The following is a 12,794-nucleotide window of genomic DNA, read 5'->3' on the forward strand; positions in this document are numbered from 1 at the left end:
TGCACTGCGCCAACTGGCTCGCGTCACGCGCCCGAACGGATTCGTCATCGCAAGCACCCGCAAGAGCTATGCCGAGACCACTTGCTTCGAAGACGAGGTGCGGCGTCTGCAGGATGGGGGCGTCCTTATACCGGCACAACGTCTAAACGACGGCAGATACATCGCTGAGGAGGACGCACACTACTGGATTTTTCAGGTGACCCATAAGCCCACCGCCCAAACGGAGAAACAACCATGACCACGCTACCGAAAATCTCACTGGCGAAATTGGCAGCCGATGCAACGCGACACGAAGAGCGCGAGCGCCTACGCCTGGCCTGCGAAGAGTACGGGTTCTTCTACCTTGAGCACGGCATCCCGAAAGACCGGATCGCACAAGCGATCCAGGCTTCCCGGCAGTTCTTCGCGTTGCCACAGGCGACAAAGGAACGTTACGGCCACGCCTCTCAAGACGTGTACCCCACTACAGCCCGTGGATACAGTCCGCTGTACGGCGAGGTGCTACATCCCGAGGCCGGCCCCGATCCGAAGGAAATGTTCGACCTCGGAATCGAGAACGAAGGCGACCGGCGCCCGTTTTCTGGTTGCACACGCCTTCCGGATGACGCGTTGGCTCCTGGCTTCGCTCGAAGCCTGCTTGCTTTGCAGGCTACCGTGGTCAACGAGGTTGTGCCGCAGCTCGGGATGGCGCTGGCCGACCTGCTCGATATGGAAGAAGGCTGGTTCCAATGCCATTTCAGCCCGCCGACGGTCCTCCAACGCGTGATCCGGTATCCGTCTACTGGCGGCACGGCCGGAAAGCATACCGACAATGGATTCTTCACGCTGCTCCTGCAGGAGGAACTCCCCACGCGTTCCTTGCAGGTGTGGTTCGGGGGGCGCTGGATTCCGGCGCCGAGCCTTCCCGACAGTCTCGTGGTTAATCTGGGCGACATGCTTCAAGCCTTGAGCGACAACCGATTCAAGAGCACGCCCCATCAGGTCGTGCACACCGGTCCGACTGACCGGATTTCGTTGCCCTTCTTTATCTATCCTGACATCGATGCTCGCCTGACTTCGCGGAAAGGTCGGCATACCTTCAGTGTCGCAGAAATGATGCTGCGCAACTTCGAGTCAATCTGGGAAACCGGAAATGGCGCCGGACGCGCGCGAGAGTTGCAGTAGCCGGTTCGGTTCTCGAAGAAGGAGATTTGACGGAGGCGTATCCTGCGTACCCGTCCGGTGAAGCTTCCGATTACCCACATTCGTCGGCGGGCCTACTGCCCCGTATGAATCTGCCGTGGTTCTGTCCGTGACGGCCAATCACGGAGCGTCACGGAATGCGAGATAAGACCAGCAGCAGCGAAGCCGCTTGGCAGGAGGCAAAGCTTTCTGCGGCGGTCCTTCCCGACAAGCGTCTGGCCCGCCGGCTGCAACGGTTGCTGGAACAGATGTCAGCTGCGCCGGGCAAGCCAATCCCGGCCGCCTTCGCTGACTGGGCGGCGGCGAAGGCGGCCTACCGCTTCTTTGACAACCCGCGTGACCGAACACAGCGTTCTCGTTGGCCATTTCGGAGCGACCGCGGCGCGCGTTGCAGCGAGCCAAGGACCGATCCTTATCCTGCAGGACACAACCGAATTTATCTACAGCCGCGCGCAGCCAATCGGCTTCACTAGCTAAAATCATCAACGCCGGGCGCTACAAGGCCGGGCAGCCCAACGTGCTGACCTTGTGCGGGGTGCTGATGCATTCGAGCCTGGCCGCAAGTTGGGCAGAGCGATGATCGGGCGTGTGGGGCAGCATCGGCAGGCCGCTCGGCCAGCCTGTTCGTCTGCTCCCGCACGAGAAAGCTGATAGCAAGGTCCTGCCCGGTGCAATAGAGCTCGCGGATGTCGCTCTCCCGGTCACCCGCATGCACCCAGCGCTCGGGCGCGCCAACGAGCGCAATGGACTGGCGCAGATTCTCGAGCCAGCGGTAGCTCTCCTTCGTCCCGGCTCGCGCGTGGGATTGATATACCGAGCGCGAGCGTTCCCTTGAACTCGTTGGCGTCCAGAACTTCGCCGCCTTCAGACGGCGGGGTGTGCCCGTGAGGGTGAGGGCGAGATCACCGCGCCGCGGTTAATACTGACAGTCAACGGCCATCTCGAAAGCTTTGGTTTCTTCAAGAAGCGCCTGTTGCACGTGTTCACCTACGCCAGCATGACAAGGCCGCTCTCCAGAGCGAACAGGGGGTGGGTGGCACACCCGGAGCCACGCAACTTGGACAAGCGTCGAACGGAGGCTGGGATTGCCGGACTTCGAGACTCCCTGCTCGCAATCAATCTGCCCACTTTGCCAGGGCGTTGGCACCAAACCAGCGCAGGCGGCAATCTGTCGTCGATTGTCAAACTTGCGCGACAATCCCTCAGACCACAGGACGTCCGCGAACTCCGGACCAATTCCCTTGAGGCTGAGCAGCAGGGCCGGTGTTGGCTCATCTGCCGCGACGAGCAAGGCGTCGCGTGCCTCTTCAACATCCTTGATCTGCTGGATCAGCAACTCGATGCGATCAAGCTCGCGGCTGATCTGCGCCATGAGCACTGACGGCAGTGGGGACGCCCATCTCCGGTAATGAGCGCGTCGAGGCATTTGCATGTCGGATGGGCCTTCACCTTCGCAGCCGCTGCCTACAATTTGGTGCGACTGCCAAAGCTCATGGCGGAGACCGGCTGATGGCCAAATTCCCGGCTTCGCCAAGGCCATCGCCGGCCGCTGGCGCATCATCGAAGGGATGTTTGGGATAACGACTTCCTCGATCTTGTCGAGGAACCCCATCTGACTTTCAAAGGCTCGGCGGATGGCGAGATCGCCTCCGGCGCACTCAAGGGCTTCCTCGATATCCGCTTTGGCACCCGCGATGGTTCAGCCTGCGCGGAATTCTCGTGGGAGGGGCATGATGAGAACGACCCAGCCTGTGGCCGTGGCTGGGTTGTCTTTGGCACTGCAGGTCGCCTCGTCGGCCACTTCTACATCCACAACGCCGACGATTCCGGCTTCGTTTGCGAAAGAGCCTGACTTCTTCAACAGATGGGGTGATTGGTGTCTCGCCCGAGCCAGATTGAGGGCGGCTGTTCCTGTCGAGGTGTGAGAACGTGGTCGATGTAGATCGCCACAAACAGCAGGAGCAGCCATGAAGTATTTTGCCGGACTTGACGTGTCTTTGGAAAAGACCGCGATCTGTGTCGTCGACGAGAGCGGCCGGATCGTGAAGGAGGGGCGGGCGGCGAGTGAGCCGAGGGCGCTTTACGAGGCCCTGCGGAAAATTAATCTGCCGCTGGATTGTATCGGGCTCGAAGCCTGCTCGTTGACAGCTTGGCTTTATGACGGTTTCGCGCCGAAGGATTGCCGGCGATCTGCATCGAAACCCGGCAGGCCACCGCGGCGATGAAAACGATGCCGAACAAAACCGATCGCAACGACGCCCGCGCCTGGCGCAGATCATGCGCACCGGCTGGTATCGGCAGGTGCATGTGAAGAGCCAGCAGTGTCGGCTCTGGCGATCCCTCCTCGTTGCGCGACGCACGGTCTCAATGAAATGCGGACGATCGAAAGTGTCGTCAGGGCGATTCTGCGGGAGGCCGGCATGAAGCTCGGCACTCCAAGCCGTGCAGCCTTCGCCGATCGAGCGCGCGAACTGATTGGCGCAGATACGGTCGCCATGGCGCTTGTCGAGCCGCTTCTGGCGATCGTGGCCGCGATGTTGCGCGAGTTCGGGCGACTGACAAAACAGGTCCTCAATATCGCCCGCAGGGAGCAAGTCTGCCGGTGACTCATGAGCGTTCCAGGGGTGGGACCCATTACCGCGCTCGCCTATCGTGCCACGATCGATCAACCGGACCGCTTTCGCCGATCGAGGGATGTCGGAGCGCATCTGGGTCTGACCCCGGCACGTTACCAATCTGGCGAAACGGACATTCAGGGTAAGATAAGCCGATGCGGTGACGAGCTCGCCGCACGGCCCTCTATGAGGCGGCTCATTCGCTGCTTGTGCTCAGCAAGAAATGGTCGAGCTTCAGAGCGTGGGGTATGAACGTGGCCAAGCGGCGCGGTATGGCCCGAGCCCGAGTTGCTGTTGCCCGCAAGCTCGCTGTCATCCTGCATCGCATGTGGAGCAATGCGACAGAATTCCGCTTCGGCAAGGCACCCAGCCCGTATCGGCGAAACGGGATAACGGACCAACGAAGGAGGAGTTGATTCCGCCCGAAGGGGCGTGATCGTTCCCGTGGGACGATGGGCAAGGCGATCTCGTTAGCAGGCACGATCCTGGGACGAACTCTCCCAAGGTCGTTCAACAGATTGAGAGGCCTCGCTCTACTGACCCCATCATGCGGCCGCTTAACGTCGACCGCGAAGAGAAGCGAGTGACCCGCGGGGCGACATGGTCCGGAAAAATCCAGGAGGAGCTTGACCTCAACGACCCCAATCAGAGAGGCCTGCTAGATGAGTGGGAGGCTGTCGTTTCTGTTCACCTCGCATGATCTGGGAATGGGCTGTTCTGTTCATCCCGGACTACCAGGGAACCACGGAAGCCAGTCGACGCAAAAAAGTCGCCTCCCGATTGACTTTATTTCGCTCGCTTGCCGCAATGCATCATCGTCTCTGCCTGTCGCGGTGCCTACGGTCTTGGGCGATTCCGTTCAAGTTTGCATGATATCCGTAAACGCTGGGGCTGCGACGTGGAACGGCTCCGCCGCTGCTCGACCCGAACCATCTCTCGGGTGTCCGGGTGAGCGAGCCGGCGGTGCAGCCCTTTAGTCAACACGCGCGTGAGACTTTTGCAGTAGGTCAAAGCTCAAAGCTCCGGCAATAGTTGAGCGCGGTCCGGTTTCGGTGTCGCGACTTATTTATCTGGAGGCCGGCATGACTGCTCAACTACAGCTCTCTCGCAGAGGAGGGCGGGAAGCGCGGCGGACGATCCGCACCGCGCCAAAGGTTGACATGTTGCCGACGCTCAAGCGCGGCCTGCCGGTGGTAGAGCCGATGGATGCCGAACAGGTTGAACGCATTCACGAGGGTTCTCTCGCGATCCTGGAAGAAGTAGGCGTGGTGTTTCGCGATCCGATCGCGATTGACGACTGGAAGAGAGCCGGAGCGGACGTGCGCGCGGATGACCGCGTTCATCTCGACCGCGGGCTGGTCATGGAGCTCATCAAGACCATTCCCCCCAACGTCGAATATTTCGCGCGCGATCCGGCGAAGAATGTCGAGCTCGGAGGCGAAAAATCCATTTTCGTGCCGATGACAGGCGCACCGTACATGCGCGATCTCGATGATGTGAGGCGTGGCCCGACAATTGCGGACCTGGGGACGTTTCATAAACTCGCCCACATGATGCCGGCGCTACATTCGTCGGCTCACCACATCGTCGAGCCGATGGACATTGTCGTCGCGCATCGGCACCTGCACGTCACCTATTCGTCGATAAAGCATTCCGACAAGATTTTCATGGGCATGACCACCTCGCCCAAGAATGCCGAGGACGTGCTCGATATGTGCGAGATCCTTTTCGGCGAAGGCTTCCTCGAGAAACATGCAGTGACCACTGGAAACTGCAATGGCAATTCGCCGCTTGTATGGGATCAGGTCATGCTGGGCGGCATGCGTGCTTTCTGCCGGCGCAACCAGCCCGTCTTGTGCTCGCCCTTCGTTCTCGGCGGCGCGAACACGCCAGCCTCCACCGCCGCGGCAGTGGCGCAGCTCAATGCGGAGGCGCTTTCGGCGCTTGCCTACACGCAGGTGGTGCGCAAGGGCTGCCCTGCGATTTACGGGCATTACCTGTCGACCGTGTCGATGCAATCGGGAGCGCCAATGGCGGGAACGCCTGAGATTTCGCTCATGAACTTCATGATCGGCCAAATGGCTCGCCGCTATAACGTGCCTTGGCGTACCTCGAACCTACTCGGCGGCGCCAAGATCTTCGACGCGCAAGCTGGCTATGAAAGTGCGATGACGATGATGGCCGTGCTGCTGTCAGGCGCAAACTATATTTGGCATTCTGCTGGCTGGAATGAAGCCGGCATGCACTGCTCGATCGCAAAATTCGTCGTCGACGCCGAAGTCTGCGCCATGGGCTATCGCATGACGCAAGGCATCCAGTGGGACGATTTCGATGAAGCCCTGGCTGCGGTCCGCGATGTCGGGCCGGGCGGCCATTACTTTGGACATCCCCATACACAGGCCAACTTCGAGAAGGCCTTCTTTATTCCGAAACTCTTCGACAATAACTCGGTCGAGCAGTGGTACGCTGATGGCTCGAAGGACATCAAGCAACGTGCCCTCGAGCATGCGCGCCGCCTTCTGGCCGAATATGAAGAACCTAAGCTCGACGTCGCGAAGGACGACGAACTGCGCGCGTATATTGACCGTCGCTCGCGGGAAATCCCCGCCGTCGACGCACTCAATGAGGAATATTGAGCACCCTCATGCGCATTGACCGGATCAACGTCTATAAGGTCCAGCTGCCTGTTAAAGGTGGCACCTATCGAATGGCAAGCGACGATGTCGACGCGCTTGACAGCACCCTTGTCGAGGTTGTGACCGATGAGGGGCTGACTGGGTGGGGCGAAACCTGCCCGGTAGGGCCGGTTTATCAGCCGCATCATGCACTCGGCGCACGCGCGGCGATTGCCGAAATCGCGCCAGGTCTTATGGGCGCGGAGATTGCCTCGATCAGGCTTCTCGCCAATCGCATGGACGAGCGCTTGAACGGTCATGGCTATGCCAAGGCAGCGTTCGACATAGCGTTTCTCGACCTCCTTGGGCAACGGCTGGGAGTGCCGGTTTCAACGCTTTTGGGCGGCGCCCTGGCGGATCGCGTCCCGTCCTACTATTCGCTGATTGTTGGCTCACCGGACGAAACGGCCAGGATTGCCACCGACAAGGTGAAGGCAGGTTATCCACGGCTGCAGATCAAAATCTCGGGGCGAAATCTCGAAGAGGATGTGGCCGTCGTTCACAAGGTCTGGGAGGCGGTCGGCTACAAAGCGCGTATCGCAGTGGATGGCAACAGGGGCCTTACTGTCGCTGCAGCGATTCATCTGGACCGGCTTTGCCAAGCGATCCCATTCGTTTTCGAACAAGCCTGCAACACTATGGAGGAGGTCGCCACTCTGAAGGGCAGGGTCACGCATCCGATCTATCTGGATGAGAACACCGAAGATCGGAACGCAGTACTCAGGGCGATCTCCCTCGGCATCGCGGATGGCTTCGGCTTCAAGGTCACCCGTCTCGGCGGCCTCACCAAAATGGCGACGATGCGTGACCTTTGCGCCATCCGCTCGTTGCCGCACAGCTGTGATGACGCATGGGGTGGCGACATAATCGCGGCGGCTTGCGTGCACTTGGCTTCCACTGTGGAGCCGCGGCGTTTTGAGGGCGCCTGGATCGCGCAGGAATATATCGAAGGACATTTCGACGCGAAGAATCCGATCATCATTGAAAATGGTCACATCGCCGTACCGCAACTGCCAGGCCTCGGCATCAAACCGGAACCCGGCCTGTTCGGTCAGGCAGTAGCAATGTACGGATCCTAGTGAACGCACCCGCCAACATCAGCGCAATTACGTCGTTGGCCACGCCGAAAATTTCGGCGGCGGCCGATCGACCGTTTGACCTTGTGGTACTGGTGTTACCCGGGTTCTCGCACCTGGCGCTTCACGCCTATATCGAACCCTTTCGCATCGCCAACACGGTATCGAGGCTGCCGCTGTTCCGGTGGCGAATCGCGGGGCTTGACTCTCGGCCAATCGAGGGCGCCAACGGCCTTTCGGTTGCCGTTGATGTCGCGATAGACGAGCTGGTTTTCGGCTCGGACGATCGCAGACCGAACCAGCTCGCTATCGTGACGGGCGAGCCGGTAGAACAGCAACTGACGCCTGAGCTCAACGGATTTCTGCGAACGATGGCGCGTCGCGCGGTGCCGATATCTGCGGTTGGGACAGCGACATGGCTGCTCGCTCGGACGGGCCTTCTGGCAGGTACACGCTGCACAATACACTGGTCGCGGCTCGCTGCTTTCGCCGAAGTGTTCAACCAACCCCGCATAAGCGATTCCCTGTTTGTCAAGGACGGCCAGTATTCAACCTGCGCAGGAGAACTGGCAGCTTTTGACCTGGCGGTCGATCTGATCGGCAGCCATGCCGGCGGGTATATTGCACAGGAGGTCTGCCGCCACGCGACTGTCCAAGGTCAGCGCTCAGGATCAAATCGCCAGACCGGGCCGTCGGGTCTAGCCTTTGCGGGTGTGAGCGACAAGCTCCTGATGGCAATGCGGATCATGGAGGAAAATGTGGAGTTCCCGCTGACAATGGAGGATGTCGCGCAACGGGCCGGAGTATCGCGGCGCCAGCTGGAACGCTTGTTCGCTTCCCATATCGGACTTCCGCCAGTGCGTCACTATCTCCGGATTCGCACAGACCATGCGAAGCGCCTGATCGAAGGCACACGGATGCCCATCATCGACATTGCCATGGCCTGCGGGTTTACGTCTGCTTCGCACTTCGCAAAGTGCTTCAGAGCCTTCAATCGAATGTCGCCGCAGCAGTGTCGAGCGATAGTACCGGCTTGGGTTGGGCCCGGCTTAAGATGATAGATTGGTATTGAATTTAGCGGAGAACAGCGGCACCTCTAGCCATGCTAAATATTTGGAGTCGATCTGCCCACCAACAATCAGAAAGCGGCGCAACAATACGTCCGGATCATAGCGCTCAAAGCGGCGAGATGAGCCTATCCGTTGTGCTCTTCCGTGTCGACCGACGTTCACGCGGCAACCATTGGATTGATGACGGCTTTGATACGGCCCCGATCATGGTGGCGCAGGATGACTTCTCACCATTGCATGATGCGGGGGCGGCGAGGATTTCATTTCGCCCCAAGAACCTCTCTGATTGCACTATTGCGTTGGGAAGATGCTGTAGCTTCTCGGTGATGGCCGTTCAAACAGTCCAGCGCAGCTGCGGTTGGCGACGACCGGTGCGAAGATCATGCAAGCTCCGTCGCATTCTGTAACGACGGTCAGCCCGGCCATGCCTGCAAAACCCGGCCGCAGTTGTGCGGCCGGGTTGGCGGGGTCTCCAGATCTGGGTCGCGCGCAGTAGACGGATGGAGGGATCGAGTCAGGACAATGACGAAGAAGATGCCGCTTCTCTTCGAGACATTTGTGGAAAAGCTGTCGGAGAGTGTCGATGAAACAGATTTCCGGGATGCCATGGCCGGGGCGGCCACAGCACTTGATCTACTCACCTTTGCCTATTTGGCGTTGCCATTGCAATCTTGTGGCGAGCCCAAGCTGATCTCGAATTATCCGCCTCCCTGGACCGCGCACTATCTGCAAAACCAGTATCAGAAAGTCGATCCCGTCATCATGCGTGCGCGGTGTGGCGGCTGCCCGTTTCCATGGGGATCGGATTTGCGTGGCGTTGAGATGTCGCCGGCTCAACAGAAGCTTTTTGATGAGGCGGCCCAGTTCAGCATCCGCTGCGGTTTGACGATCCCGATTATCGATCGTAGAGGCTGTGTTGCAGCGATGACTTTTGCCGCTGATAAGCCCAATTCCGCATTCCTGCGCGTTGCTGAGCGATATGAACAGGCGCTCCAACTCATGGCGACATTTTTTCACATTTATGCTCGTCGAAAGCTGTCCGGCAATCGAACAGTGGACGGCGTTTCGTTGACACCTCGTGAATATGAATGCCTGCAATGGGCGGCACGCGGCAAGTCCGCCTGGGCTATCGGCTGCATCTTGGGCATCAAACCGCGTACCGTCGCTTTCCACCTCGACAATGCGAAGAAGAAGCTCGGCGTGCACACCAAGGATCAGGCCGTAGCCCTGCTGGCCTCCTCGCGATCTTCAATTCTCTGAGAAACTGAATTCGTCTTTGGTCGTCCTGAGCATGAGCACAGGCTGTTTCGGGTGGCCATTCGCCTCCAATGCAGGGCCATTCCTTCCCAGACGCCATCATGATGCAACTTATTGCACCCGATTGGTACGGTGACTTTGCCAACGAACTACATGCAATGCACCCTCTGCGAGACCGCGTTTTCAAGGAGCGTTTCCTTGCTTGAAAGGCGAAACGGAGCGCACAGCGGGATTGTTCAGCCGGCGAACAATTCCTTGTAGCCAGTTGTGACTATCCAGTTCGCACGGTCGAGATGACTACGAAGAGCCTTCCTGGCGCGCTCCGGTTCGCGTGCTGGATCGATGCCGAGGATGAGGTGGGCCATCTCTTCTTCGCTCGCATCATCGGCGGAGGCGTCTAGGAGCCGCATATAAGTCGTGAAATGCGCTTTATCGTATGCCGTGAGGCTGTCCGACCAGTGCACTTCGTCGGCAATTGGCGTGCTCGATTTAGGCTGTAACATCGCTGGTTATATCTCCGGAAAACGGCCTCCGCGAAGCCCCTCCGCCAGCGATTTAGATGCTCGATGTGGATTACATATTATAGTTGATAAACTCAAGCTGCCTAATCCGCTGGCTGTCGTGCATGGATATGCGCAGGTTGATCGGACGTAATGTGCAGAGGATCAGGCTAAGGAAGCGTCTGACGCAGGAGCAGCTTGCCGAGATTTCCGGGTTCAGCCAGCAGTACATCAGCGGCTTGGAGAAGGGCCGAAGAAATCCGACGATCATCACGATCTATGAACTGGCATTGGCCCTCGGCGTCAGCCACACGGATCTGGTTCGGCCCGACAAACAGGCCTGACGCACCCACTTCCAAGTAATTGCTACTGGCCCGGGGGGGGGGTCGGCGCGCGGCGCGCGGGGCGGGAGCCGCGCCGGGCGCCCGGCTGTGGGAGAGGCGAGCAGGACCCACGCCCCGGGCACCCCCCCCGCGGGCGCGGGCGGGGGTGGGGGCCCGCCCCGGCTGCTCGTGAACCGCGCCCGGTCTTCTTCGGCAGGCTTCAGCGATCTTGCCCCGTTCGGCTTCCCGCCCCTGGCGCGGGGCAGCCTGTCGGCTGCTACTGGCAAGTACCTGGTCGGGTGCAGGCGGGGACGCCCACTCTTAACAACGGCTTCTTCAAGTATCCCCGACAATCGGCTGCTATGCGTTGGATGGTCATCGCATGAATTGATCAGAACATTCCTCCGATTCGGACACCTCCCCGCCCAAGGGTTACAAGGCCCCACCCCTCTAATCGATCCGGGTCGACTCGCCGTGCACCGCCGTCGTGGAAAGGGCGCCCGAGGCGCCCTTCATTTCAGATCGGCTGTCAGCAGGGCCGCCTTCGCGTTGCGTATCAGAAGCGGTAGGTGACACCTGCGCCTATCAACCACGGATCGAGCGCAGCCTTCCCCGTCAGCTTCGCGCCGTCGACCGTGACGTCGAAGTCTGGCTTGAGGAAAAGCTTCTTCACGTCGAAGTTGACGCCCCAGTGCTGATCCACCATGTAGTCGAACCCGACCTGCAGCGCGGCGCCGAACGTGTTCCTAACCTTGAGAGCGTCGGCGCTGCCGACATCCTGGTTATAGAATATCGTGTAGTTCACGCCGGCACCAACATAGGGCTTGAAAGCGCCGAAATTGGTAACATGATACTGCAATGTGAGCGTAGGCGGCAGCAGCCAAACCTTGCCGATCTTGCCCAGCCGGCCGATCGCTCCTTGGCCCCCGATGTTTGCATAGGTGGTGCCGAGTATGAGCTCGGCGGCGATGTTGTCCGTGAAGAAATAGGAGATATCGAGTTCCGGCGTCACCGTGTTCGAATAGGAAAGATCGGAGCCGGGCACTGCTTTGACGTAGCCCGAATCCTCAGTGACGACCCCCAACGCACGCAGGCGGATCTGCCAAGGGCTTGGCGCTTCCGTGACCGAGGCTCCCGCCTGCGGGACGCTCGCGGCTTGCGCAAGGTCCGCCGCGACGGCCTGCTGTCCCATCACGATGAGGAAAACGGCCGCTGTTACTCCCCGTGCCGCGCGCATTTGGTTTCTCGCCATGATATTCTCTCCTTGCTGTTTAGAAATGATGCACTGAACTACGAAAAGTCTTGTTCGAATTGCGTGATTGGCGGAGCGCTCATGCGCAGTTTGCGTGGGACCGCGCACCCATTATTTGCGCCGTGCTCGCAATCATCGACCTGTACTCACTAGAAGTAAGCGGGATAACCAAAGGCCTGCAGCTTTGCGGCCGTCTTACGCGCGTGACCCGGGTGGGACGCGGTCGTCCCGCTTCGTGGTGGCGAGCAGGATCGGCGGATAGGCGGCAAGGGTGGTCCCGGCGCCATAGTAGTGCGGATTTCCGGCATCTTGCCAGAATTGTAGAGGTACTGACCGCGGCGCGTGATCACGGGAACCTTGTCAGGACGGTCGAAGATCGCTGTCAGGGCCTCGTGGTCGCGATCGAACTGTGTTCCACCGAAGTGCCTCAGGGTCCTGGCAGACTGGCTGGCGGCCCAGGCAAGTGTCTGTTCTCCTTCTACATCTTCGAGCCAAAGATGGGGATCATCGTACGGAGCATTCAGCGTTGGGCGGAAATCGAATACGGTCATGTCCGGCTAACCCGAAGAGTGATGTCGCCTGGAAAACAGGCGCAAAGTCTTCCGTCGGCCCGGGAAAGCTCAGTTTTCGCGGCTGCGACCGCATGTTCGGCGAGCTTGATCATGGCATGATTTCTCCTCTGTCCGTGCCGCAGCGCGTTTTGCGGACTGCTTTGCAGGTGTCGTGCCAAATGAAAAAATCATTTCAGAACAATGCGATCACCCTGATGGCGCTGTGTCTCATGTCCGACATCGTCGAAGATCCGACAACGAATGCAGCCGTGACCGCCTGAGAGAACCTCCTG

At 59.6% G+C, this 12,794-nt stretch carries 11 protein-coding genes and 4 pseudogenes; 11 read left to right on the top strand and 4 right to left on the bottom strand.

Annotation, left to right across the window (positions count from 1 at the left end; translation table 11 throughout):
• The 3 genes and pseudogenes from NKH16_RS24620 to NKH16_RS24630 form a co-directional block, all read left to right on the top strand.
• Positions 1–238: pseudogene (locus tag NKH16_RS24620) on the top strand (class I SAM-dependent DNA methyltransferase); the annotation flags it as partial.
• Positions 235–1,164 (top strand): 2-oxoglutarate and iron-dependent oxygenase domain-containing protein, encoded by a 930-nt coding sequence (locus NKH16_RS24625; RefSeq protein ID WP_352902295.1) that lies wholly within the window; start codon positions 235–237, stop codon positions 1,162–1,164. The pseudogene NKH16_RS24620 and the gene NKH16_RS24625, both read left to right, overlap by 4 nt.
• A 155-nt stretch (positions 1,165–1,319) precedes the next feature.
• Positions 1,320–1,655 (top strand): IS4/Tn5 family transposase DNA-binding protein, encoded by a 336-nt coding sequence (locus NKH16_RS24630; protein ID WP_352902298.1) that lies wholly within the window; start codon positions 1,320–1,322, stop codon positions 1,653–1,655.
• Positions 1,656–2,209: 554 nt separating this feature from the next.
• On the opposite strand, the pseudogene NKH16_RS24635 reads toward NKH16_RS24630, so the two are convergent.
• Positions 2,210–2,604, bottom strand: a pseudogene (locus NKH16_RS24635) (transposase); the annotation flags it as partial.
• A gap of 95 nt (positions 2,605–2,699) precedes the next feature.
• On the opposite strand from NKH16_RS24635, the pseudogene NKH16_RS24640 reads away from it, so the two are divergent.
• From NKH16_RS24640 to NKH16_RS24665, 6 genes and pseudogenes are all read left to right on the top strand, one after another.
• A pseudogene (locus NKH16_RS24640) lies at positions 2,700–3,034 on the top strand (hypothetical protein).
• Between the two features lie 115 nt (positions 3,035–3,149).
• A pseudogene (locus tag NKH16_RS24645) lies at positions 3,150–4,213 on the top strand (IS110 family RNA-guided transposase).
• Between the two features lie 666 nt (positions 4,214–4,879).
• On the top strand, positions 4,880–6,433 hold the full coding sequence (locus NKH16_RS24650) for a trimethylamine methyltransferase family protein (RefSeq protein WP_352902301.1): 1,554 nt from the start codon (positions 4,880–4,882) through the stop codon (positions 6,431–6,433).
• Between the two features lie 71 nt (positions 6,434–6,504).
• A complete protein-coding gene (locus NKH16_RS24655; RefSeq protein WP_352902387.1) occupies positions 6,505–7,551 on the top strand; it encodes a mandelate racemase/muconate lactonizing enzyme family protein in 1,047 nt (348 codons plus the stop codon).
• Positions 7,551–8,606, top strand: coding sequence for a GlxA family transcriptional regulator (locus NKH16_RS24660; protein ID WP_352902303.1), 1,056 nt, complete (start codon positions 7,551–7,553; stop codon positions 8,604–8,606). Before NKH16_RS24655 ends, NKH16_RS24660 begins: the two co-directional genes overlap by 1 nt.
• 546 nt (positions 8,607–9,152) lie before the next feature.
• Entirely contained in the window at positions 9,153–9,878 is a 726-nt protein-coding gene (locus tag NKH16_RS24665) for an autoinducer binding domain-containing protein (protein WP_502906957.1), read from the top strand.
• A 233-nt stretch (positions 9,879–10,111) separates the two neighbouring features.
• Here the strand turns inward: NKH16_RS24665 and NKH16_RS24675 are convergent, their stop codons facing one another.
• Positions 10,112–10,378, bottom strand: coding sequence for a DNA -binding domain-containing protein (locus NKH16_RS24675; protein WP_352902306.1), 267 nt, complete (start codon positions 10,376–10,378; stop codon positions 10,112–10,114).
• Between the two features lie 122 nt (positions 10,379–10,500).
• Between NKH16_RS24675 and NKH16_RS24680 the strand changes: the two genes are divergently transcribed.
• Positions 10,501–10,719 carry a helix-turn-helix transcriptional regulator gene (locus NKH16_RS24680; RefSeq protein WP_352902309.1) on the top strand — a complete coding sequence of 73 codons (219 nt, stop codon included), beginning with the start codon at positions 10,501–10,503 and terminating at the stop codon, positions 10,717–10,719.
• A gap of 535 nt (positions 10,720–11,254) precedes the next feature.
• On the opposite strand, the gene NKH16_RS24685 is transcribed toward NKH16_RS24680, so the two are convergent.
• Together NKH16_RS24685 and NKH16_RS24690 are read right to left on the bottom strand one after the other, a co-directional pair.
• The gene (locus tag NKH16_RS24685) at positions 11,255–11,935 is read right to left on the bottom strand and encodes an OmpW/AlkL family protein (RefSeq protein ID WP_352902312.1); all 681 of its coding nucleotides are present in this window, start codon (positions 11,933–11,935) and stop codon (positions 11,255–11,257) included.
• A gap of 164 nt (positions 11,936–12,099) precedes the next feature.
• Positions 12,100–12,501, bottom strand: coding sequence for a hypothetical protein (locus tag NKH16_RS24690; protein ID WP_352753643.1), 402 nt, complete (start codon positions 12,499–12,501; stop codon positions 12,100–12,102).
• On the opposite strand from NKH16_RS24690, the gene NKH16_RS35095 reads away from it, so the two are divergent.
• Complete coding sequence (locus tag NKH16_RS35095; protein ID WP_502906959.1) at positions 12,477–12,782, top strand: hypothetical protein; 306 nt, start codon at positions 12,477–12,479, stop codon at positions 12,780–12,782. The genes NKH16_RS24690 and NKH16_RS35095 overlap by 25 nt on opposite strands.
• Positions 12,783–12,794: the final 12 nt, after the last annotated feature.

Source organism: Mesorhizobium sp. M1307 (assembly GCF_040318155.1).
In the GTDB taxonomy this organism is placed as follows: domain Bacteria; phylum Pseudomonadota; class Alphaproteobacteria; order Rhizobiales; family Rhizobiaceae; genus Mesorhizobium.

Bases quoted from the DNA above. Each gene is read 5' to 3' on its own strand.
- NKH16_RS24680 (WP_352902309.1), top strand. From the start codon at position 10,501: ATGGATATGCGCAGGTTGATCGGACGTAATGTGCAGAGGATCAGGCTA.
- NKH16_RS24665 (WP_502906957.1), top strand. From the start codon at position 9,153: ATGCCGCTTCTCTTCGAGACATTTGTGGAAAAGCTGTCGGAGAGTGTC.
- NKH16_RS24625 (WP_352902295.1), top strand. From the start codon at position 235: ATGACCACGCTACCGAAAATCTCACTGGCGAAATTGGCAGCCGATGCA.
- NKH16_RS24685 (WP_352902312.1), bottom strand. From the start codon at position 11,935: ATGCGCGCGGCACGGGGAGTAACAGCGGCCGTTTTCCTCATCGTGATG.
- NKH16_RS24655 (WP_352902387.1), top strand. From the start codon at position 6,505: ATGGCAAGCGACGATGTCGACGCGCTTGACAGCACCCTTGTCGAGGTT.
- NKH16_RS24675 (WP_352902306.1), bottom strand. From the start codon at position 10,378: ATGTTACAGCCTAAATCGAGCACGCCAATTGCCGACGAAGTGCACTGG.
- NKH16_RS24650 (WP_352902301.1), top strand. From the start codon at position 4,880: ATGACTGCTCAACTACAGCTCTCTCGCAGAGGAGGGCGGGAAGCGCGG.
- NKH16_RS24630 (WP_352902298.1), top strand. From the start codon at position 1,320: ATGCGAGATAAGACCAGCAGCAGCGAAGCCGCTTGGCAGGAGGCAAAG.
- NKH16_RS24690 (WP_352753643.1), bottom strand. From the start codon at position 12,501: ATGACCGTATTCGATTTCCGCCCAACGCTGAATGCTCCGTACGATGAT.